We start from the raw sequence: 21672 nt of genomic DNA, 5'->3' as shown, positions 1-21672 counted from the left end.
ATTTGTTTTAAAGTTTTGACGAAAACTGCTTTAGCTTTCCAGATTTTGATCTGTTCAATTTGTTTACGCGATTAAAGATAACCTTTATACCAGACTCTAAATAACGCTCCATTTCTTTTGTAATAAACTTTTGCCTTTCCTCAGAAAGGGCATTATTACTCACGTAAGATATCTCAAAAGTATCTATTGTCTTTTGCTCAACAACAAACTCAGACACATTGCCATCATTTTCAATAACACTTTTGGTAATGTAGTAGAATGTTAGTCCGGCCGCAGTTTTACCACTCGGTAAAACAGCAATATCATTGGTCCTGCCAATTAATTTTTTTAAGATTGGTTTATTTGGTGTGCTTTGTTCGGATAGGATGCCTACATCTCCCAAGTCATAGCGAATAAAAGGATGCGCTTTATTGTAAAGTGATGTAATAACAATTCGACCTTCTTTACCGTTTGGCAACACGGTATTGTTTTCATCTAAAATTTCAACAAACAAAGTATCATTGTTTACTTGCCATTGGTCTTTTGGATTTTGAAAAGCAATTAAATCAAGTTCAGAAGCGCCATATTCATTCACTACTGGCACTCCAAATTGCGTTTCTAAAAGTATTTTGTCTTCATCAAATAACATTTCTGAAGTTACAACACAAACTTTCAGACTTTGGCAGATTGTTTTTAAAACAACATTTTTCCGTTTTAAAAATTTTGCAAATTGTACAATAGAACTTGTGTAACCATTGATATAATCAAAGTTAGTTGATTTGAATTTTGATAGTACGTTTTCAAAAGCTCTGTCACTTAAATCAAAAACTGAAAACCGATACCTGTTGCCAAACCAATCCTTTAAACGCTCTTTGTAATACCCCTTTTTATCCAGAGGGATACCGTAAAACCTAGCCTGTTTAGAAGTGTTGAAATCTATACCAAACCAACCAAAACGATTCATTATTTCAGCCCAAGTTAATGCATGGCACCATTTATTTTTTGCAAAAATAAAAGGGTCACCCGAGCTACCAGAGGTTTTGTTTACATATACATTTTTAGCAGTATAATTATCCGAAAGACGCTTTTCAAGAGGTTGCTGTAAATGGCGTTTGGTCATAACCGGAACTGATTCCCAATTATTTATATCTATTGATTTTCCGAAGTTTTTATAGAAAGCATTATGCTCTAAATGGTAAGACACAATCCTTTTTTTCTGATTTTCGATATAGCTAATAAAATCTTCATCAGACTGTGATTGAATTTTAGACAACGCTTCTTTTGCTTTGTCTATTTCAAAGCCATTAAACTTTAATGAAAAATCAAAAAGTCGCAATGTGTGTTTTACGATTAAGGTTTCCGTAAATTAATTGTTTTTTAAGGTCAAAACCAATTATTTTTGCCCAAACAAAACATAATCATGAATATTTTAGTTTTAGGATCTGGAGGAAGAGAACATACATTTGCATGGAAAATTGCACAAAGTAATCACTGCAAAAACCTATTTGTTGCGCCAGGAAATTCTGGTACTCAAGCTATTGCTACTAACTTAGATATTTCAGTAACCAATTTTGAGGCTATTAAAGAAGCGGTAATTCAAAACAATATAGAAATAGTTGTTGTTGGTCCAGAAGATCCTTTAGTACAGGGAGTTCATGATTTCTTTTTGCAAGACGAAGCACTTAAGAATGTTGTAGTTATTGGACCGCAAAAAGCAGCTGCTGAGTTAGAGGGTAGTAAAGAGTTTGCCAAAGAATTTATGATGCGTCACAACATTCCTACTGCAGCTTATCAAAGTTTTACTAAAGATAATGTTGAAGATGGTTATAAATTTTTAGAAACCTTAAACGCACCTTACGTTTTAAAAGCTGATGGATTAGCAGCAGGAAAAGGGGTTTTAATTTTAAACGACCTAGAAGAAGCTAAAACCGAATTAAAAAATATGCTTGTCGATGCCAAATTTGGTAACGCAAGTACCAAAGTGGTTATTGAAGAATTCTTAGATGGTATTGAGTTGAGTTGTTTTGTACTTACAGATGGAAAAGACTATAAGATTTTACCAACGGCAAAAGATTATAAACGAATAGGAGAAGGAGATACAGGCTTAAATACAGGTGGAATGGGAGCTGTGTCTCCAGTACCATTTGCTACAGAAGATTTTTTTAATAAAATTGAAAATCAGATTGTAAAACCTACGGTAGAAGGTTTACAAAAAGATAATCTACCTTATGTAGGATTTATTTTTATTGGCTTAATAAAAGTAGGAGATGACCCAAAAGTTATTGAATATAATGTACGAATGGGAGATCCTGAAACTGAAGCGGTTTTGCCACGATTGAAAACGGATATGGTTCAGATTTTTAAAGCCATGGGTAATCAAACGCTTTCTAGTATCGATATAGAAATTGATAATAGAGCAGCAACAACTATTGTTATGGTATCTGGTGGTTATCCAGAAGCTTATGAAAAAGGTAAAGAAATTACAGGGATTGAAACCATCGAAGATTCAATAGTTTTTCATGCAGGAGCAAAGTTTCAAGATGATAAAGTTGTAACTTCTGGTGGACGTGTATTGGCAATTACATCGTATGGTGAAACGTACCAAGAGGCCATAAAAAAATCTTACCAAAGTATAGAAAAACTACATTTTGATAAGATGTATTATCGTAAAGATATCGGTTTCGACTTATAAATACGAGTGAGAAGATATGCTTTTGTCTTCTTCGTTGTTGTCGTTGTATTTTTTTAACTGAAGCATCCAATAAACGAATGCTACAAAGCCTACGGCCATAAAAATCCAAGACATAAAGTTGGCACCAAACCAGCTTTCTAACTCTAATTTTCTTAGAGCATCTAATGGAGCAAATAAGACATCAACAAATAAATCTCGTATTGCGTAAAAGAAATCCTTCATAACTTTTATAAATTTACGAAGCAAAAATACAAAAAGAGTTAATGATTACAAGCATTTTTAGTAAATCTAAACCTATAAACTTTATTATAGTTGCGGTTCTGGTCATTTTTGTTTTTGTGACTACCTACTATAATCAGCTGTTTTATGACTTTAGTAGCGCTTTATCTATGCTCTCTAAACTAGGAGTTGTACTCTTTTTAATTTTCTTATTAGATTTTATAGTCTCTAAAAATAAGCTTACCCAAAACAATAGCTATGCTATAATGGTTCTTGGATTACTTTTTTTTATGTTTCCAGGAGCTATGAGGTATTCAGATCTATTATTTGCGGGTTTGTTTAATCTTTTTGCTTTAAGAAGACTTATAAACTTACACTCTAAAATAGACATAAAGAAAAAACTTTTTGATGCTGCTTTTTGGATAGGTTTAGCAACACTGTTTTACTTTTGGTCAATTCTGTTTTTTGCACTTGTAATTGTAGCATTGATTTATTATTCGCAGAATGATTTAAAAAATGTAATTATTCCTTTCGTAGGCCTTTTAACGATTTTAATACTTTTTGTAGCCTTCAATATTTTATTTCACGATACCTTCTTTAAACCTGATGATTTTAATCGTTTTTCAAGTTTAGACTTAACACCTTACAACACAAAATCGAGTATCATTAAACTAACGGTTTTAGCAACGCTACATATTTGGATATTGGTTTATTTCTTTAGGATTATTCCAGATAAAAACAAGAAGCTAAAACCTACGTATTTTATAATAGCTTGGGCTTCCATTATTGCAGTTTTGGTGGCTATCATTGCTCCCGAAAAAAATGGTAGCGAATTTATATTCTTGTTTGTGCCATTTTCTATAATGATGGCAAACTATGTTGAAGTTATTTCAGAACGTTGGTTTAAAGAAGTGTTTGTAGCCTTACTTATTATTACGCCATTACTAACCTTATTGTTGTAGTTTGTTTCCAAAAGCTAAATCGCCAGCATCTCCTAAACCAGGAACAATGTAACCTTTTTCGTTAAGCTTTTGATCTACATCTGCTATCCATAAGTGTGCATCTTCATTAAAGTGATTAGATACAAAATCCACACCTTCCTGTGCGCCAATAACACTTACCAAATGTATATCTTTTGGAGTGCCAAAAGGTTTAAGTGCTTCGTAAGTTGCTACCATAGATTGTCCAGTTGCCAACATAGGGTCCGCAAGAATTAAGGTTTTGCCTTCTAAACTTGGACAGGCTAAATATTCAACAATGATTTCAAAACTTTCAGGATTGTGTTTATGATGTCTGTAAGCTGAAATGAATGCGTTTTCTGCTGCATCAAAATAGTTCAATAAGCCATTATGTAAAGGGACACCAGCTCTTAAAATAGAACATAACACAATGTCATTTTTATACAAAGTAGTGTTGTGATTTCCGAGAGGTGTTTCTGTTTGATGTTTTTCAAAATAAAGCGATTTGCTTAATTCATAACCTAAAACTTCACCAATACGTTCAATATTTCGTCTGAAGCGCATGCGGTCATTTTGAATGCTCACATCTCTAATTTCAGACATAAAAGTATTTAAAATTGAAGGCGTTTCAGAAAGGTTATGAATTTGCATAATGATGTGTTTTTCTTGAATGGCTAAGTTAATAATTCAAAGTATATTTGCATATTCAAACTAAATAATTCGATATGTTTTCAGATAAAGCAAACAGTATATTTCAAGATGTTATTAAAACCTATAAAGTTTTAAATACGGTAGAACAACCTTTTACAAATAAGTATGATAAAAATGAAGATGTAATTGCTCATTTGTTATACAGAAAATGTTGGATAGATACAGTACAGTGGGCTTATGAAGACATTATTAGAGACCCAAATATCGATCCTGTTGCGGCATTAAAATTAAAGCGTATGATTGATGCTTCTAACCAAGACAGAACCGATACAGTTGAATATATTGATAGCTACTTCTTAGACAAATACAAAGATGTTGCTGTAAAAGCAGATGCTAAAATTAACTCAGAAAGTCCTGCTTGGGCTATAGACAGACTATCTATTTTGGCATTAAAAATCTATCACATGCATTTAGAAACTGTGAGAGAAGATGCTACCGAAGATCATAAAGCAGCTTGCCAAATGAAATTAGACGTTTTACTAGAGCAACGTACAGATTTGAGCACTGCAATTGACGATTTATTAACTGATATAGCGAACGGAGATAAGTACATGAAAGTTTACAAACAAATGAAAATGTACAATGACGATGAGCTTAATCCTGTTTTAAGAGGACAAAAATAAATTCATTAAAGAGAGAATTGTCAGTCTGAGCGCAGTCGATACCAAAGTATACTTCTAACTTAAAAAGCACTTCGACTGCGCTCAGTGTGACAGTTTTTTATGCAAAAACCCACTCACATACTCGTCATAAGATTTTCGGCAATGGGAGACGTTGCTATGACAGTGCCTGTATTGCGTGCATTAACATTACAACATCCACAAGTAAAAGTAACCGTTGTTACCAGAGCGTTTTTTAAACCTTTTTTTGAAGGTATTCCAAATGTTGAGGTTTATGTGGCTGATTTAAAAGGCAAACACAAAGGCGTTTTAGGGCTTTATAAACTATCAAAAGAACTTAGAACGTTAGGCTTTGATGTTATTGCAGATTTACACAACGTTTTACGAAGTAAAATTTTGAAACTGTTTTTCTTCGGGAAAAAAGTAATCCAGATTGATAAAGGTAGAGCAGAGAAAAAAGCTTTAGTTTCAGGTGAAGTGGTAAAACAACTAAAAACCACGCATCAACGCTATGCAGATGTGTTTAAAGCATTAGGGTTTCCAGTCGATTTATCACAGCCAAAATTTCCAAAAGCAAAACCTTTAAGCAAAGCAGTTTTAGATTTAGGTATTAACAGCAATGAAACTTTAGTAGGTATTGCACCATTTGCTGCACATAGTAGTAAAATGTATCCACTAGAGAACATGGAAATGGTTATTTCGGAATTATCTATAGATTATAAGGTTATCTTATTTGGTGGAGGAGAACAAGAAATAGAAGTGCTTAATGCCTTTGAAGCGAAATATGATAATGTAGTTTCTGTTGCAGGAAAGCTAAATTTTGAAGATGAATTAGCGTTAATTTCAAATTTAAAATTGATGCTTGCTATGGATTCTGGGAATGGACATTTAGCTGCAATGTTTGGTGTAAAAGTAATTACGATTTGGGGAGTTACCCATCCTTTTGCTGGTTTTGTGCCGTTTAATCAACCTGAAGATTTTCAACTTACAGCAGATAGAAGCCAATATCCTAAAATCCCTACATCTATTTACGGCAATAAATATCCTGAAGCCTACGAAAACGCAGCAGGAAGTATTGCTGTTGAGACTATTGTTTCAAAAGTAAAGTCTGTAATTCCTACAAAGGCAGGAATCTAATATTTTACAGGTCTAAAATCTAAGCTTCTAAATTACACATCATCATAGTCCACAGTAACCGTAGCTGTTGTAGGATGCGCCTGGCAAGTTAATACCAAGCCTTCTGCAACTTCATTATCCGTAAGAATATTGTTTTGTCTCATTTTAGCTTCACCCTCAGTTAGGCGAGCAATACAGCTACTGCAAATACCACCTTGGCAAGAGTATGGTGCATCAATATCTTGTTTTAAAGTCGCTTCAAGAATAGATTGTTCTTTAGACATTTCAAATTCAAACTCTTCATCATCTACCAAGACTTTAACTTTGGTGTTTCCTGTTAAACCTTCAACATTATTTTCTTCTTCTGGTGCATCAGGAACTGTAAACAACTCGAAGAAAATGGATTTTTCCTTAATGTTGTTTTCAACTAAAGTATCCTTTACTGTATGAATCATAGCTTCTGGTCCACAAATGTAAAACGCATCAATAGTGACTTCTTTGTATTTATTTTTCACCATAAGATTTACCGTACTTCTTTCAATTCGGCCTAAAAGAGCTCCTTCCTCACGAGATTGACTGTATATAAAATGAACATGTAAGCGATTGCCGTATTGTGCTTGCATTTCTACCAAATCCTTAAAAAACATAGTGTCTTTAGAAGATTTGTTCCCGTAAATTAAAATAAAATTACTGAAGGGCTCTTCTTCAAGAAGTGTTTTAGCAATGCTTAGAACAGGAGTAATACCACTACCAGCAGCAAAAGCAGCAACAGTTCTAGATTTTGCTTCATTAGGCTCAAATACAAAACGGCCGTTAGGCTCAGCTACTTCAATAGTGTCTCCAGCTTTTAGTTGTGTATTGGCAAAAACCGAAAATGTACCACCATCAACCGATTTTACAGCAACGGTTAAATCACCACTGTTTTTTGACGCGCAAATAGAGTAGTCTCGACGAATTTCTTCGCCATTAATTGTAGTTTTTAAGGTAATATATTGTCCTGCGTTGAAAGCAAAATTAGCTTTTAAAGATTCAGGAATTTCAAAAGATATCGCTACAGCATGATCGGTAACTTTTTCTACGGATTTTATCTTTAGGGTATGAAATTGTGCCATTACTAATATTTTCTGCAAAAATAAGGAAGGAGTGTGGCATAGCACGAGAAATTAAGATTAAAATAATACCTAAAAAACTTATGCATAAGAAAATTATGTATATTTGTGTTGTTATGAGTAATTCAAAATTATATAAGGGGAGTTTAAATACCATCATTTTAAAGTTGTTAAATGAGCACGATAAAATGTACGGTTATGAAATAACCCAAAAGGTAAAAGAGCTCACTAAAGGAGAGCTAAAAATTACTGAAGGAGCATTATATCCTGCTTTACATAAGTTAGAAGCCCAAGGACTGTTGGATGTTGAGGTTGCTAAGGTTGATAACCGTTTGCGCAAATATTATAAACTCACAGAAAACGGCACCAAAGAAACTGCTAATAAACTTGAAGAATTAGCCGAATATATAAAGACCATGCAAACTTTGGTAAACCCTAAATTGGCTTAAAGATGAAGCTAACTAAAGAAAACATAAAGTTTATAGATACATATCTTGAAAACTCTAATATCATCCACATTGATATTCGAATGGAAATGCTAGATCATATAGCCTCAGTTATAGAAACAAAGATGGAAAATGGAGATAAAAGGGATTTCTATTTTATTTTTAAAGACTATATGGTTGATAATAAAAACAGTTTATTGAATAATAATAAATCATTTATTAAAGACACAGATAGACGTTTAACAAAAAGTATATTTCATGAGTTATTCAACTGGCCTTGTATACTTACTTTTTTTGCTTTGTATATACTGTTTCAAAATGTAAATAAAATATTTGGTATAAATAATTTTAGAAGTTGGCTTGCCGCTTTACCATTAATTGGTTTTGTAATTTTTGGCATTTATTACTACATAAAAGTAAAACGATCTAATTTAAGACGATTTTCTGCCCTAGAGCGGCTTGGATTAATATATGCTATGTCGTTTAATTTATTTCATTTATGTTGGAATGTAGCAGGCTTAAAAAGTACAAATACAAGCTTCGTACTTTATGTAATGACGAGTTTTGCACTTACTCTTTTAATTGCCATGACAATAGTTAGTAAAAAGATGATTTATGAGTTTCAAAATAGATTTAAGAGTTTAGTCTAAATATGAAAATAACAAAGGAACAAATACAACACGTAGATAATTACCTGAAAAACGAAGGAATAAAATTTTGGGATGTACGATTAGAAATGGTTGACCATTTAGTTTCTGATATGGAAAACTATTCTGGTTCAGCAGATTTTCAAACTGTATTTAGACAAAGTCTTATAAATGCTAATTGGTATAAAAATCTTAAAGAGATTAATGTTCAAAGTTGGAAATCTACCAACAAGTTATATAGAAAAAAGCATTTTACAGAAATGGTAAACTTGGTAAAGCAACCAAAATCTCTAATAGGTTTTGTGTTATTTTATTTGATTTTTAGCAGAGTAACGGTTGTTTTTTCAGAAGTATCGGAAACAATATCTTTAATAGTGTTAGCTGCACCTATTTTAATTCTCATTTATGAATCTGCAAAAGCATGGAGAAAAAAGCTGGGCAGATCCGTAAATATGCAATATGGTCTTTTCTATTTTTCTTTTGGTTTAATAATGATCAATCTACCGTTAGAGTTATTGCCAAAAGAATATTTGAATCTATTGTTACCCCTAATTATGACATTTTATTTGCTAATGATGACAGCTGGTTATAAGGTTTATATATATGCTTTTAATAAAGCTTTAAAATTAAAACATCTACTGTAGTGAAACTAACCGAATCTCAAATAGAAGACCTTTATGCTTTTACAAGAAAGCATTTTGTAGAACATTACGATTTACAAACAGAGTTAGTTGATCACTTGGCTAATGATATTGAGACGATGTGGCAAGACGAGCCTAAGTTAAGTTTTGAAGACGCCAGAGACAAAGCCTTTAAAAAGTTTGGGATTTTTGGTTTTATGGAAGCCATTGAGCAAAAGTCTAAAGCCATGAACAAACGTTACAGGAGTTACCTTTGGAAAGAGTTGAAAAAATGGTTTGAAATTCCTCAGATATTAGCAACCATAGTTTTGTTTCTAATTTTTTATGTTTCCTTCTCATCTAAAATAGCAGGAGTGCTTTCTGCAGTTTTTTATGGAATTATAGCTGTTTGGACTATTTATAAAAACGTTAGACTCAATAGACAGTTTGTAAGACGAAAAAAAATATCCAATAAAAAATGGATGCTTGAAGAGTTGATTTTTAAACAGGCAGGTGTAACCTCTTTAATTGTGTTGTCTCAGGTACATCATACTTTAGTTGTTTCGGACGAGTTCTCAATGAATATTTACGCTATAATAGGTCTTTCCGTAGTCTATACAATACTATTATTACTTAATTACATCAGCTTTGAGCTTATTCCTAATAAGGCTGAAGATTTGTTAAATGAAACCTATCCAGAGTTTTCTTTGTAACAAAAACAGTATTTTAGTTACTTAACATATAAAACCAACCAAATATACTATGATAAAACAGTTTATCAACTTAGAGTGGAAACAGTATTTCCGCTCATCTTATTGGCAGAAAAGTATGGCATTAAACATTTTAATGGTGTTTTTAGCGCTGTATTTTATTGTGATATTTTCATTTATAGGTTTTGGTCTTTTGTTCCTTTTAAAAGAGACTTTCCCAGATCAAGATCCTTTTGTCGTGGCTAATGGATTTCTTTTTTTCTGGATTATTCTGGATTTACTCCTGCGTTTCTTTTTTCAAAAGTTGCCCGTAATGAGTGTAAAACCTCTACTGACGTTGCCTATTAAACGATCAACAGTAGTCCACTATGTTCTAGGAAAGTCTGCGCTATCGTTTTTCAACTTCTTACCATTGTTTGCAATAATCCCATTTAGTGTTATGCTTATTGGTGACGGATTTTCAACATCAATGGTATTAACATGGATGCTGACAATGATTATTCTGGTATTCATAAATAACTTTTTAAACTTCATTATTGAGGCACTTTCTGCTAAAACAGAATTATCTTTTTTACCCTTAATACTAGTTGTAGGATTGCTTTATGGTCTCAATTATTTTGAATTTGTGTCAATGACATCCCTCATTGGTGGTGCATTAATAGGTATTGCTAATAGTCCAGTGTTAATATTAATTCCATTGGTAATTTTAGCTTTATTATATGTCTATAATTTCAAGATTTTAAGAGAAAAACTTTTCCTAGATAGCTCATTGAAATCAAAGGTTGCAGAAGTTAAGGCTGCTGATTTATCTTGGACAAAACGATTTGGAAATATTGCGCCATTTATGCAATTAGATTTAAAACTCATTTGGAGAAATAAGCGTACTAAATCTTCTGTATTCATAATGGTTATAGGCTTACTTTATGGTTTGTTCTTTTATCCTCAACCTATGTATAAAGAAATGGTTTGGCTTTTTCCTTTTATAGGGATTTTTGTAACGGGAATTTTTCTTATCAACTTTGGGCAGTTTATTCCAGCTTGGGATAGTGGTTATTACAAGTTATTGATGAGTCAAAATATTAAATACGAACAATACTTACGTTCTAAATTTGTACTAATGGTACTCAGTGTTGGGATTATGTTTTTACTAAGTATTCCTTATGTTTACTTTGGTTGGAAGATATTGATAGCGCATTTTGCTGCAGCCATTTACAATATTGGTGTTAACTCACACGTCATGCTTTTTGGAGGTTCATTCAACCGAAAGAAAATAGACCTCAATCAGCGTGCAGCATTCAATTATCAAGGTACAGGAGCCGTACAATGGATTATAGGTCTACCACTTATGATTTTGCCAATGCTAATATTTGCGTTAATTAACTGGTTACTCGGATTTGAGGCAGGTATCGCAGCCTTAATAATACTTGGTGTTTTGGGAATCGTTTTACACAAAAAACTAATGAAAACGATAACAAAACGCTATTTAGATTCAAAATACAAAATGATTAGTGCCTTTAGTCAAGACAATTAATAACACAACCAACATCATGATATACACAAATAACCTTTCAAAAACATATAACGGAACTACAGTTCTAAACATTGAAGAATTATCCATACCAAAAGGTCAAAGTTTTGGTTTGGTAGGCAATAACGGAGCCGGAAAAACAACCTATTTCAGCTTGTTATTAGACCTTATTCAACCATCTACAGGCTTTATAAAAAGTAATGAGATAAAGGTTAATGAAAGCGAAGACTGGAAACCTTTTACATCCGCATTTATAGACGAAAGTTTCTTAATTGGCTACTTAACGGCTGAAGAGTATTTCTATTTTATAGGTGAATTACGAGGACAGAACAAAGCCGATGTAGATGCTTTAACGTCTCAGTTCGAAGATTTCTTTAATGGTGAAATTCTTGGGAAGAAAAAATACCTTAGAGACTTAAGTAAAGGTAACCAAAAGAAAGCAGGAATAGTTGCTGCATTGATAGGGAATCCTGAAGTCATTATTTTGGATGAACCTTTTGCTAATTTAGATCCTACGACTCAAATCCGTTTAAAGCAAATTATAAAAGATTTAGCAGAGAAACGAGGCGTTACGGTATTGGTGTCTAGTCACGATTTATTGCATGTTACTGACGTTTGCGAACGTATTGTAGTACTAGAAAAAGGTAATATTGTTAAAGATTTAGAAACAAATCCTGCGACTCTAAAAGAGCTTGAAGCACATTTCTCAAGCGGTATGATATCTCAGGAAGAAGAATAAATTATGATAGCTAGATTAGAAGACAATTTTTACAATCTATATAGTGATGACCAAACCTTGGTTGGACAAATAAAAATAGATGACAATTTTATTGAAACTGAAATTTTCATTAATGATAGGATCTATAACATAAAAAGAGACAAGTTAGCTTCAGTTGTTTTAGAAAACGACAAGGTTAAAGTTAACTTGAATCAAAAGTCTAATTTTGGAGCAATTGAAATTTCAGGGTCTGGACATAAAATAAAAGGAATTTCTAGCTATAAAGGTGGTACTAAACTTGTAGATAATCAAAACAAAACACTTGTCAAAATCAATAATGAGGATATCATTTTTGACAAAAAAAATTATGTTATCGATGTTTTAGATAAAAAGGTTGATGAGTTAGAGATTTTACTGGTATTGTATGCTCATTTACAAGGTTCAGCATTAAAAAACAAGTTAGCGTTTTTTGTTGGAGTTTTTATAGCTGTTGCAGTTTCCACAATCCTTTCTCGCATTATGTAGTGAATTTCTTATATATACTTTTTAGCGCCATTTCAGTCCTCGAAAAACCACGAAATTATCTCTAGAAATCAAAAAGATGTTTATTTTTACCGCAAACACACTAAAATCATAATATTTTAGTTATCTATTAACCAAATAGAACCAGCGTTGAAAACCTATTATAAAATCTTGTTAAGCCTTGGCAGCTGTATGCTAATCTTGCATAGTTGTTCTCGTAAAAAGGATACATTTATCAATAGAAATTTTCATGCCTTAGGTACAGAATACAACATTCTTTACAATGGTAATATTGCTTTAGATCGAGGTAAAGCAGCTATTAACGACGAGTTTTCCGAAAACTTTTGGGAGTTACTTCCTGTTGAGCGCATGAGTATTCAGGAAGATGTTTTTCTGCCAGGTGAAACTAAAAATGCCGACTTTGAACGTGCCGAAGAAAAAGCGATAAAAGCCATTCAAAAACACGGCATGAATATCGATGGTAAAGAGAAAAATCCTCAAATAGATGAAGCCTATCTCCTCTTAGGAAAAGCACGTTATTTCGATCAACGATTTGTGCCAGCTCTAGCAGCTTTCAACAACATCTTAAATAAATATCCTACAAGTGATAAAATCAACAAAGTAAAAATTTGGCGAGAGAAGTCTAGCATCCGTTTAGATAACAATGTTGGTGCTCTAAAAAAGTTAAAGCGTTTACTTGAAGAGGAAGAATTAGAAGATCAGGATTTGGCAGATGCTACAGCAGCAATGGCTCAAGCTTATCTCAACTTAAAACATCCAGATAGTGCCATAACGCAATTGGGTATTGCAGCCAATTATACTAAAGTAAAAAACGAAAAAGCACGATACCATTACATAAGAGGTCAGCTTTTTAATCAATTCGGACAAAAAGATAGTGCCAATGTAGAATTCGATGCCATTATTGAAATGCATCGTCAGATTCCACGATCGTATTATATCAATGCGCATATTGAGCGTTCATTAAATTTCGATACGTCTACAGGTGATGTGACTGAGTTTGAAGAATACCTAACTGAACTTGAAGAAAACAGAGAAAACAGACCTTTTTTAGATAAAATTTATTTTAGAATAGCAGAATATCATCGTATTAATACTTCTGATAGTTTGGCTGAAGTGTATTATAACAAATCACTAAGAAAAACAACAGCAGACAAATATCTAAAGTCTCTCAATTATGAAACTTTAGGTAATATGTATTTTGATCATAATATTTACAAAACTGCAGGCGACTATTATGATAGTACAATGACGGCTATGGTAAAAAACACAAAGCCATACCGAATCATAAAACGAAAAAGAGAAAATCTTGAGGATGTTATTTATTATGAAGGTATAGCACAAACTAATGATAGCATACTAAATATCATTAGCCTTCCTGAAGCTGAGCAATTAGAAATTTACACAAAATATGCTCAGAGCTTAAAGTTAAAAGCAGAGGAAGAAGCCGCTAAAAAAGAAGAGGATCTCAAGAGACAAAATAATAGCACTGCGACTAACAATACAGTTAATAATAGAGATTTAGCAAATTCTAAATCGCTTACTGATATTAGGCAAACAAAATCTAATACACCACCAGGTGGTAGTAATTTTTATTTCTACAACCCAACAACAGTGGCTTACGGTAAAAATGAGTTTGTTAAACTTTGGGGAGATCGAAAGCTTCAAGATAATTGGAGGCTTTCAAATCAGCGTGAAGATATTGAGGTTACAAGCGCGCAATTAGGTGAAGAAACGGTGTCTTCAGAAGAAGATCCAAAGTTCAATGCCCAAACCTATTTGGCATCTTTACCAACTAAGCAAAGCGAAATAGATAGCATTGTAAAAGAAAGAAATTATGCGTATTACCAACTAGGTATTATCTATAAAGAGAAGTTTAGAGAGTATGAATTAGCAAAAGACAAGCTAGAAACACTTTTAATAAACAAGCCTGAAGCCCGATTAATTTTACCGTCTAAATATAACTTATATCAAATTTATTCTGAATTAGGCTTAGACAGAGCGGCTCAAACCGTAAAGGAAGATATTATTAAAAATTATCCGGAATCACGTTACGCAGAGATTTTACTGAATCCGCAGTCCGAACTTTCAAAAGACGAAAATAGTCCAGAGGCTATTTATGAAAAACTCTATGCGCAATTTGAAAATGAGCAATACGCTGAGGTTATTACAGAAGCCGAAAAGCAAATAAAACGATTTGAAGGTGATGATATCGTTGCCAAGTTTGAAATCTTAAAGGCATCAGCAAAAGGAAGATTATATGGGTTTGAAGCTTACAAAGAAGGTGTAAACTACATAGCACTGACATATCCAAATACCGAAGAAGGTAAAAAAGCACAAGAGCTGTTGCAGGATGCAATTCCGGTATTGGCTAAGAAAGAGTTTTTAGCAGATGATAAAGCTCAAAAATTTAATGTGATATATCAATTTGATAACAATACAGACGAAGATATTGATAAATTTATTAAGATCTTAGACGAAGAAGTTGCCAAAGTTGATTATTTTGACCTAACAACATCTAAGGATATTTATGATGAAAATACTACATTTGTAGTAGTTCATGGTCTTAAGAGTATTGAAGGTGCCAATGGCTTTGCGCAAATACTTCAATCCGAAGAAAAGGACAAAAGAGGAAGAAAAGTAAAACCAAAAATAACAAAACCGTATTTTGCTATTTCCTCAACGAATTATGCTATTATTCAACGACATAAAAATTTAAATGCTTATTTGAAATTACAGTAATTTAAAACAAAAGAATTATCATGTTTTCTCCAGACAAAAAAAAACAAAACAAACTATCAATTATGGAAACAAGTACACAACAGAACATAATAGCACAAGGCACAAAAATAGTAGGTGATATAGCAAGCCAAGGACCATTTAGAATCGATGGCACTGTTGAAGGTAATGTAAAAACCTCTGGAAAGATAGTTGTTGGTAAATCTGGTTTTATAAAAGGAACACTTCAAGGAGAAAACGCAGATTTTGAAGGTAAGTTTTCAGGAAAATTAATCTTGTCAGGTACACTTTCACTAAAGTCTACCGCACACATTGAAGGTGAAGTACATATCACTAAACTTGCTGTTGAACCAGGAGCAACATTTAATGCCACCTGTAGTATGAAAGGCACCGTTAAATCATTATCTAGTGAGTCAGCCAAATCAGAACAAGCAGCCCAAGCCCAAGCCAAATAACAAGCCCAATAAGTTTCTAAGATTTACTTCTGTAGCTTTTCAAATGGGAGGCACCATTTTTCTTGGAAATTATTTAGGGCAATGGTTAGATGAAAAATATGATAAAGATTTTTGGGAGTCTACAGTAACACTTATTTCAGTATTTATTTCGATGTATTTAGTAATTTCCCAAGTCATAAAAGTGTCTAAAGACGATGATTAAATCTCTATTGGTCTACACTGTTTTTTTTGGGATTTTGTTTTTAATAGTTCAGTTTTCCCAAGAAGCAATGCTCAACAATTCGGAAATTCTGTTAAGATACAAAACTTGGGATACCAACTTGTTTTTTGCCGTTGCCTCACTAATCATTTGTGTACATTTTAAGTTGTTTTCACAAATAAAAAACCTTCAACCGCAGCTAGGATTTATCTATTTACCCACACTATTTATTAAAGGTGCGCTATTTTATTTTGCCTTTAAAGATTCCGTTTTCAATTTAGGTGATTTAAATATGGCAGAGCGATTAAACCTGCTAATTCCATTGCTCTCATTTCTAGGATTAGAGGTGTTTTTTGTCGTTAAAATCATTAATAAAAAAGTCACATGAATAATAAGATAAAAAAGGCATTGTTATTTTAATAAAATGCGTACTTTTGCACGGAATTTGAAAAGAGTGGTTTTTTTGATTTTATAACAATGAAGATATTTCAACAAAGTTTTAAATTTATAACACTTGTAGTTTTAGTGTTCTTGTCAACATCTATTTACGCTAAATCTTCTAACGAAGGTGAAGGTCAAGTAAGTACAAAAAAGGAAGTAGAAGAGTATATTTTACACCATATTCAAGACTCTCACGACTTTACACTTTTTTCTTACACTAATGACGAAGGTGAAAGAAAACATTTTGGATTCCCACTTCCAGTTATTCTTTGGACATCAGAAGGTCTAGTAACTTTTATGTCTTCTGAATTTCACCATAATGACGATGGTCACGTAATCGTTGAAAAAGGTGGTCAAAAATTTGCGAAAATCCACAGTAAAATATACGAATTAGAATCAGGAGCTTCCGCTGTAAGTTTTGATGAAGATCACCATGCGAAAAACGCTCACAAAGTTTTAGATTTTTCAATTACTAAAAGTGTTGTTGGTGTATTGTTAGTTGGCTTATTGATGTTGTTCTGGTTTTCTAGATTGGCAAAACAATACAAAAACAAGCAAATACCTACAGGTTTCGGACGTGTTTTAGAGCCATTGGTAATTTATGTTAGAGACGAAATAGCAAGACCAAATATTGGTGATAAGCATTACAGAAAGTTTACGGGATATTTATTAACGGTATTCTTTTTTATCTGGATATTAAACTTAATGGGTCTTACTCCTTTTGGTTTTAATGTTACAGGTCAGTTAGCGGTAACAGCATGTTTAGCTATCTTTACTTTAGTTATATATACAGTAAGTGGAAATAAAGATTACTGGATGCACATGTTATGGATGCCAGGCGTGCCGGTTTTAATCAGACCTGTTTTAGCTATTATAGAATTAGCAGGTGCGTTCTTAATTAAACCATTCTCATTATTAGTGCGTTTGTTTGCTAACATTTCTGCAGGTCATATTGTAGTAATGAGTTTAATAGCGATTATGTTTACATTAAAAGATACATTGACTGTAGCGGGTGCAACAGGCTTGTCTTTAGTGTTGTCATTTTTTATCACATTAATCGAAGTTCTTGTAGCATTTTTACAAGCTTATATATTTACTATGCTTTCAGCTTTATTTATTGGTATGGCTGTAGCAGAGCACGACCATGAACATGAACATGATGAAAATGGTCATGAAATTCCTGATGCGGAAGACGTAAGAGAGAATTTCATTTGAAGATGAGTTTTTTTAATTTAACTATATAAATTTATTTACTATGTACAATTTAATTGGAGCGGGTTTAATCGTAATCGGAGCAGGTATTGGTCTTGGTCAAATCGGTGGTAAAGCAATGGAAGGTATTGCTCGTCAACCAGAAGCAACAGGAAAAATCCAAACAGCTATGATTATCATTGCTGCACTTTTAGAAGGTTTAGCATTTGGTGCTTTATTCTTAGGAAAATAAGAACCAGATCAAAATTTACAAAAACACTATCCTGTAACGGTTGGTTGCAGGACGTGTTTTTAAATTAAAAAAAGAAAGACATTATTTAATTATATACAACAATGGATAAGTTATTAAACGATTTTTCACCAGGCTTATTTGTAGTGCAAACTATATTGTTATTGCTTTTAATATTCTTAATGGTGAAGTTTGCTTGGAAACCTATTCTTAATTCGTTAAACGAAAGAGAAGAAGGGATTCAAGGAGCTTTAGATGCTGCTGAGAATGCTAAAAAGGAAATGGAAAACCTACAAGCAGATAACCAAAAGTTATTGCAAGAAGCAAGATTAGAGCGCGAAACTATGCTTAAAGAAGCTAGAGAGCTTAAGACTAAGATGATTGCTGATGCTGAAGAAGAAGCGCAAGCACAAGCAGGTAAAATCATTGCTCAAGCACAAGAGGCTATTGAAAGTGAAAAGAAAGCAGCTATGGCAGAATTAAAAAGTCATGTTGCTGGATTATCATTAGACATTGCTGAAAAAGTAGTACGTGGAGAATTATCTAACAAAGACAAGCAAATACAATTGGTTGAGTCTATGTTAGGTGAAGCAACTTTAAACTAAGAATACATGTCAGGATCAAGAGCGGCAATACGATATGCTAAAGCGGTTTTAAACCTAGCAACAGATCAAAACTCTGCTGATGCTATTAATAGTGATATGAAGTTAATCACTAATACATTAGCTGAAAGTGAAGATTTAAACCAAATGCTTCAAAGTCCTGTAGTAAGATCTTCAGATAAAAAAGCTGTATTAACATCTGTTTTTAAAAACATAAATGATTCTACAGTAAAATTAATAGATACTTTAATTTCAAATAAAAGATTGGCAATTCTTGGTGATGTAGCTACTAGTTATACACACCTTTATGATGAAATGAAAGGTACGCAAGTAGCAACAGTTACTACAGCAATACCTTTAACAGCAGATCTTAAAACTAAAGTATTAGCAAAAGTAAAAGAACTTACAGGAAAAGAAGCTGAAGTAAATAACGTAGTTGATGAAAGCATCTTAGGTGGTTTCATTTTGCGTGTTGGCGATATGCAGTACAATGCTAGTGTCGCAGACAAATTAAATAAGTTAAAAAGAGAATTTACATTAAACTAAATTTATGTGGTCACTGAGCGTAGTCGAAGTGAGCATTAAATATTAAATAAAGATGGCAGAAGTAAAACCAGCTGAAATATCAGCAATCTTAAAACAACAACTTTCAGGTTTTGAAGCAGGCGCTTCATTAGACGAAGTAGGAACAGTATTAACTGTAGGTGATGGTATTGTACGTGCTTACGGATTAGCAAATGCTCAATATGGTGAGCTTGTAGAATTCGATGGTGGTGCAGAAGGTATTGTACTTAACCTTGAAGAAGATAACGTAGGTATTGTATTATTAGGTGAAGCTAAAGCAGTAAAAGAAGGTTCTACTGTAAAGCGTACATCTCGTATTGCCTCTGTAAAAGTAGGTGAAGGTATCGTTGGACGTGTTGTTGATACTTTAGGTAACCCAATTGATGGTAAAGGACCTATCTCTGGTGAAACTTACGAAATGCCATTAGAGCGTAAAGCTCCTGGTGTTATCTATAGAGAGCCAGTAACAGAACCATTACAAACAGGTATTAAAGCGATTGATGCTATGATTCCTGTAGGTAGAGGACAACGTGAGTTGGTTATTGGTGACCGTCAAACTGGTAAAACAACAGTTTGTATTGATACCATCTTAAATCAAAAAGAATTTTACGATGCAGGTAATCCTGTATATTGTATATATGTTGCAGTTGGTCAAAAAGCATCAACTGTTGCAGGTATTGCTAAAACATTAGAGGAAAGAGGTGCTCTTGCTTACACAACTATAGTTGCTGCAAACGCTTCAGATCCTGCTGCAATGCAAGTTTACGCACCTATGACAGGTGCTTCAATTGGTGAGTATTTTAGAGATACTGGTCGTCCTGCATTAATCATTTATGATGATTTATCTAAGCAAGCAGTAGCTTATCGTGAGGTATCATTATTATTACGTCGTCCACCAGGACGTGAGGCGTATCCAGGTGACGTTTTCTACTTACACTCACGTTTATTAGAGCGTTCTGCAAAAGTTATCAATGATGATGCTATTGCAAAAGAAATGAACGATTTACCTGAATCATTAAAGCCAATAGTAAAAGGTGGTGGTTCTTTAACAGCTTTACCAATTATTGAAACACAAGCAGGTGACGTTTCTGCATACATCCCAACTAACGTAATCTCTATTACAGATGGTCAGATTTTCTTAGATGGTGATTTATTTAACTCTGGTGTTCGTCCAGCAATTAACGTAGGTATTTCTGTATCTCGTGTAGGTGGTAACGCTCAGATTAAATCTATGAAGAAAGTATCTGGTACATTAAAATTAGACCAAGCACAGTTCCGTGAATTAGAAGCATTTGCTAAGTTTGGGTCTGATTTAGATGCATCAACATTAAAAGTTATTGAAAAAGGTAAGCGTAATGTTGAAATTTTAAAGCAAGCACAAAACGATCCTTATACTGTAGAAGATCAAATTGCGATTATCTATGCTGGTTCTAAGAACTTGTTAAAAGATGTTCCTGTAGATAAAGTAAAAGAATTTGAAAGAGACTTCATTGAATTCTTAAATGCTAAGCACAGAGATACTCTAGATACACTTAAATCAGGTAAATTAACTGATGAGGTTATTGATACATTAACACATGTAGCTAAAGACCTTTCAGGTAAGTTTAGAGCATAATAATAGATTTTAGTATTGAGTAGTGAGAACTATAACATCTCACTACTGAATACTCAATACTAATTACTAAGAAATGGCAAACTTAAAAGAAATACGTAACAGAATATCATCAGTATCTTCAACGATGCAGATTACCAGTGCCATGAAAATGGTATCTGCTGCTAAGTTAAAGAAGGCTCAAGATGCTATTACTGCTATGCGTCCTTATTCTAACAAGCTTACTGAGTTGCTTCAAAGTTTAAGTGCAACCTTAGATTCAGATTCTTCTAGCCAATATTCAGTACAAAGAGAGGTTAAGAATGTGTTGGTTGTTGCTATTACTTCAAACAGAGGTTTAGCAGGAGCTTTTAACTCTAATATTATTAAAGAGGTTAATAACTTAATTAATAATAAGTACAGCGGAAAGAATGTATCTATTTACGCAATAGGTAAGAAGGTGAATGATGCTTTTGCTAAGTCTAACAGAGTTGTTGCTAATAATAGTGAAGTTTTCGATGATTTAACTTTCGAGAATGTTGCTAATATTGCTGAGACCATTATGCAGCAGTTTGTTGATGGTAAGTATGACAAAGTGGAAATTGTTTACAACCACTTTAAGAATGCTGCAACTCAAGTTGTAATGACTGAGCAGTTTTTACCAATTGTTCCTGTTGAAAGTGATTCTAACGTTAATTTAGACTACATTTTTGAGCCATCTAAGCAAGAAATTGTTGAAACTTTAATTCCTAAGTCATTAAAGACTCAATTGTATAAAGGTATTAGAGATTCATTCGCTTCAGAGCACGGTGCGCGTATGACAGCTATGCACAAAGCAACTGACAACGCAACAGAATTAAGAGATCAATTAAAATTAACTTATAACAAAGCACGTCAAGCAGCTATTACTAACGAAATCCTTGAGATTGTTGGTGGTGCTGAAGCGTTGAATGGTTAAGACTTTAATTTATAATATTAATAGAAAACCCAACTTTATAAGTTGGGTTTTTTTATGCCTAGAATCAT

The 21672-nt window shown here is 33.1% G+C and carries 25 protein-coding genes; 21 read left to right on the top strand and 4 right to left on the bottom strand.

Annotation, left to right across the window (positions count from 1 at the left end; genetic code table 11):
• Positions 1-7: 7 nt before the first annotated feature.
• Complete coding sequence (locus QGM60_RS13075) at positions 8-1315, bottom strand: phenylacetate--CoA ligase family protein (protein WP_281140702.1); 1308 nt, start codon at positions 1313-1315, stop codon at positions 8-10.
• 84 nt (positions 1316-1399) lie between these two features.
• Here QGM60_RS13075 and purD point away from each other — a divergent pair, with 84 nt between their 5' ends.
• Positions 1400-2671 (top strand): phosphoribosylamine--glycine ligase, encoded by a 1272-nt coding sequence (purD, locus tag QGM60_RS13070; RefSeq protein ID WP_281140701.1) that lies wholly within the window; start codon positions 1400-1402, stop codon positions 2669-2671.
• Here the strand turns inward: purD and QGM60_RS13065 are convergent.
• The gene (locus QGM60_RS13065) at positions 2666-2893 is read right to left on the bottom strand and encodes a uracil phosphoribosyltransferase (RefSeq protein ID WP_281140700.1); all 228 of its coding nucleotides are present in this window, start codon (positions 2891-2893) and stop codon (positions 2666-2668) included. The two genes, purD and QGM60_RS13065, sit on opposite strands and share 6 nt — an antisense overlap.
• Before the next feature lie 41 nt (positions 2894-2934).
• On the opposite strand from QGM60_RS13065, the gene QGM60_RS13060 reads away from it, so the two are divergent.
• Positions 2935-3852 (top strand): DUF6427 family protein, encoded by a 918-nt coding sequence (locus QGM60_RS13060; protein ID WP_281140699.1) that lies wholly within the window; start codon positions 2935-2937, stop codon positions 3850-3852.
• Here QGM60_RS13060 and upp read toward each other — a convergent pair.
• The gene (gene upp / locus QGM60_RS13055; RefSeq protein WP_281140698.1) at positions 3841-4500 is read right to left on the bottom strand and encodes a uracil phosphoribosyltransferase; all 660 of its coding nucleotides are present in this window, start codon (positions 4498-4500) and stop codon (positions 3841-3843) included. The two genes, QGM60_RS13060 and upp, sit on opposite strands and share 12 nt — an antisense overlap.
• A 74-nt stretch (positions 4501-4574) precedes the next feature.
• Between upp and QGM60_RS13050 the strand changes: the two genes are divergently transcribed.
• Together QGM60_RS13050 and QGM60_RS13045 are read left to right on the top strand one after the other, a co-directional pair.
• Positions 4575-5183, top strand: coding sequence for a DUF4254 domain-containing protein (locus tag QGM60_RS13050; RefSeq protein WP_281140697.1), 609 nt, complete (start codon positions 4575-4577; stop codon positions 5181-5183).
• Positions 5184-5282: 99 nt separating this feature from the next.
• Positions 5283-6317, top strand: a complete 1035-nt coding sequence (locus QGM60_RS13045) for a glycosyltransferase family 9 protein (RefSeq protein WP_281140696.1) — start codon at positions 5283-5285, stop codon at positions 6315-6317.
• 32 nt (positions 6318-6349) lie between these two features.
• Here QGM60_RS13045 and QGM60_RS13040 read toward each other — a convergent pair whose 3' ends face one another.
• Positions 6350-7408, bottom strand: coding sequence for a ferredoxin--NADP reductase (locus tag QGM60_RS13040; protein ID WP_281140695.1), 1059 nt, complete (start codon positions 7406-7408; stop codon positions 6350-6352).
• Between the two features lie 113 nt (positions 7409-7521).
• On the opposite strand from QGM60_RS13040, the gene QGM60_RS13035 reads away from it, so the two are divergent.
• The 17 genes from QGM60_RS13035 to atpG all read left to right on the top strand — a co-directional run bounded on the left by QGM60_RS13035 (position 7522) and on the right by atpG (position 21604).
• Positions 7522-7854, top strand: a complete 333-nt coding sequence (locus QGM60_RS13035) for a PadR family transcriptional regulator (protein ID WP_281140694.1) — start codon at positions 7522-7524, stop codon at positions 7852-7854.
• A gap of 2 nt (positions 7855-7856) precedes the next feature.
• The gene (locus tag QGM60_RS13030; RefSeq protein WP_281140693.1) at positions 7857-8501 is read left to right on the top strand and encodes a hypothetical protein; all 645 of its coding nucleotides are present in this window, start codon (positions 7857-7859) and stop codon (positions 8499-8501) included.
• Positions 8502-8503: 2 nt separating this feature from the next.
• Positions 8504-9142, top strand: a complete 639-nt coding sequence (locus QGM60_RS13025; protein ID WP_281140692.1) for a hypothetical protein — start codon at positions 8504-8506, stop codon at positions 9140-9142.
• A complete protein-coding gene (locus QGM60_RS13020; protein WP_281140691.1) occupies positions 9142-9831 on the top strand; it encodes a hypothetical protein in 690 nt (229 codons plus the stop codon). Before QGM60_RS13025 ends, QGM60_RS13020 begins: the two co-directional genes overlap by 1 nt.
• 49 nt (positions 9832-9880) lie before the next feature.
• Positions 9881-11359: a DUF5687 family protein gene (locus QGM60_RS13015; protein WP_281140690.1), complete on the top strand. Its 1479-nt coding sequence runs from the start codon at positions 9881-9883 to the stop codon at positions 11357-11359.
• A 16-nt stretch (positions 11360-11375) separates the two neighbouring features.
• Positions 11376-12095, top strand: a complete 720-nt coding sequence (locus QGM60_RS13010; protein WP_281140689.1) for an ABC transporter ATP-binding protein — start codon at positions 11376-11378, stop codon at positions 12093-12095.
• A gap of 3 nt (positions 12096-12098) precedes the next feature.
• Complete coding sequence (locus tag QGM60_RS13005) at positions 12099-12599, top strand: hypothetical protein (protein WP_281140688.1); 501 nt, start codon at positions 12099-12101, stop codon at positions 12597-12599.
• 189 nt (positions 12600-12788) lie between these two features.
• Entirely contained in the window at positions 12789-15356 is a 2568-nt protein-coding gene (locus tag QGM60_RS13000; RefSeq protein WP_281140687.1) for a tetratricopeptide repeat protein, read from the top strand.
• 20 nt (positions 15357-15376) lie between these two features.
• Positions 15377-15808 carry a polymer-forming cytoskeletal protein gene (locus tag QGM60_RS12995; protein WP_281140686.1) on the top strand — a complete coding sequence of 144 codons (432 nt, stop codon included), beginning with the start codon at positions 15377-15379 and terminating at the stop codon, positions 15806-15808.
• Positions 15762-16010, top strand: a complete 249-nt coding sequence (locus tag QGM60_RS12990) for an AtpZ/AtpI family protein (RefSeq protein WP_281140685.1) — start codon at positions 15762-15764, stop codon at positions 16008-16010. The genes QGM60_RS12995 and QGM60_RS12990 overlap by 47 nt, the downstream gene beginning before the upstream one ends.
• Positions 16003-16395 (top strand): DUF6168 family protein, encoded by a 393-nt coding sequence (locus tag QGM60_RS12985; RefSeq protein WP_281140684.1) that lies wholly within the window; start codon positions 16003-16005, stop codon positions 16393-16395. The genes QGM60_RS12990 and QGM60_RS12985 overlap by 8 nt, the downstream gene beginning before the upstream one ends.
• 89 nt (positions 16396-16484) lie before the next feature.
• Positions 16485-17663, top strand: coding sequence for a F0F1 ATP synthase subunit A (gene atpB / locus QGM60_RS12980; protein ID WP_281140683.1), 1179 nt, complete (start codon positions 16485-16487; stop codon positions 17661-17663).
• Between the two features lie 40 nt (positions 17664-17703).
• On the top strand, positions 17704-17892 hold the full coding sequence (atpE, locus tag QGM60_RS12975; RefSeq protein WP_013993139.1) for an ATP synthase F0 subunit C: 189 nt from the start codon (positions 17704-17706) through the stop codon (positions 17890-17892).
• Positions 17893-17993: 101 nt separating this feature from the next.
• On the top strand, positions 17994-18494 hold the full coding sequence (locus tag QGM60_RS12970; protein WP_281140682.1) for a F0F1 ATP synthase subunit B: 501 nt from the start codon (positions 17994-17996) through the stop codon (positions 18492-18494).
• Between the two features lie 6 nt (positions 18495-18500).
• Positions 18501-19037 (top strand): ATP synthase F1 subunit delta, encoded by a 537-nt coding sequence (gene atpH, locus QGM60_RS12965; RefSeq protein WP_281140681.1) that lies wholly within the window; start codon positions 18501-18503, stop codon positions 19035-19037.
• A 52-nt stretch (positions 19038-19089) separates the two neighbouring features.
• Positions 19090-20670 (top strand): F0F1 ATP synthase subunit alpha, encoded by a 1581-nt coding sequence (atpA, locus tag QGM60_RS12960; RefSeq protein WP_281140680.1) that lies wholly within the window; start codon positions 19090-19092, stop codon positions 20668-20670.
• Between the two features lie 73 nt (positions 20671-20743).
• The gene (gene atpG / locus QGM60_RS12955; protein ID WP_281140679.1) at positions 20744-21604 is read left to right on the top strand and encodes an ATP synthase F1 subunit gamma; all 861 of its coding nucleotides are present in this window, start codon (positions 20744-20746) and stop codon (positions 21602-21604) included.
• The last annotated feature ends 68 nt before the right edge of the window (positions 21605-21672 follow it).

It is taken from the genome of Winogradskyella sp. SYSU M77433, from assembly GCF_029911945.1.
Taxonomy (GTDB): domain Bacteria; phylum Bacteroidota; class Bacteroidia; order Flavobacteriales; family Flavobacteriaceae; genus Winogradskyella.
The sequence above is the reverse complement of the archived record's forward strand: the minus strand, read 5'-3'. Positions and strand labels throughout refer to the sequence as shown.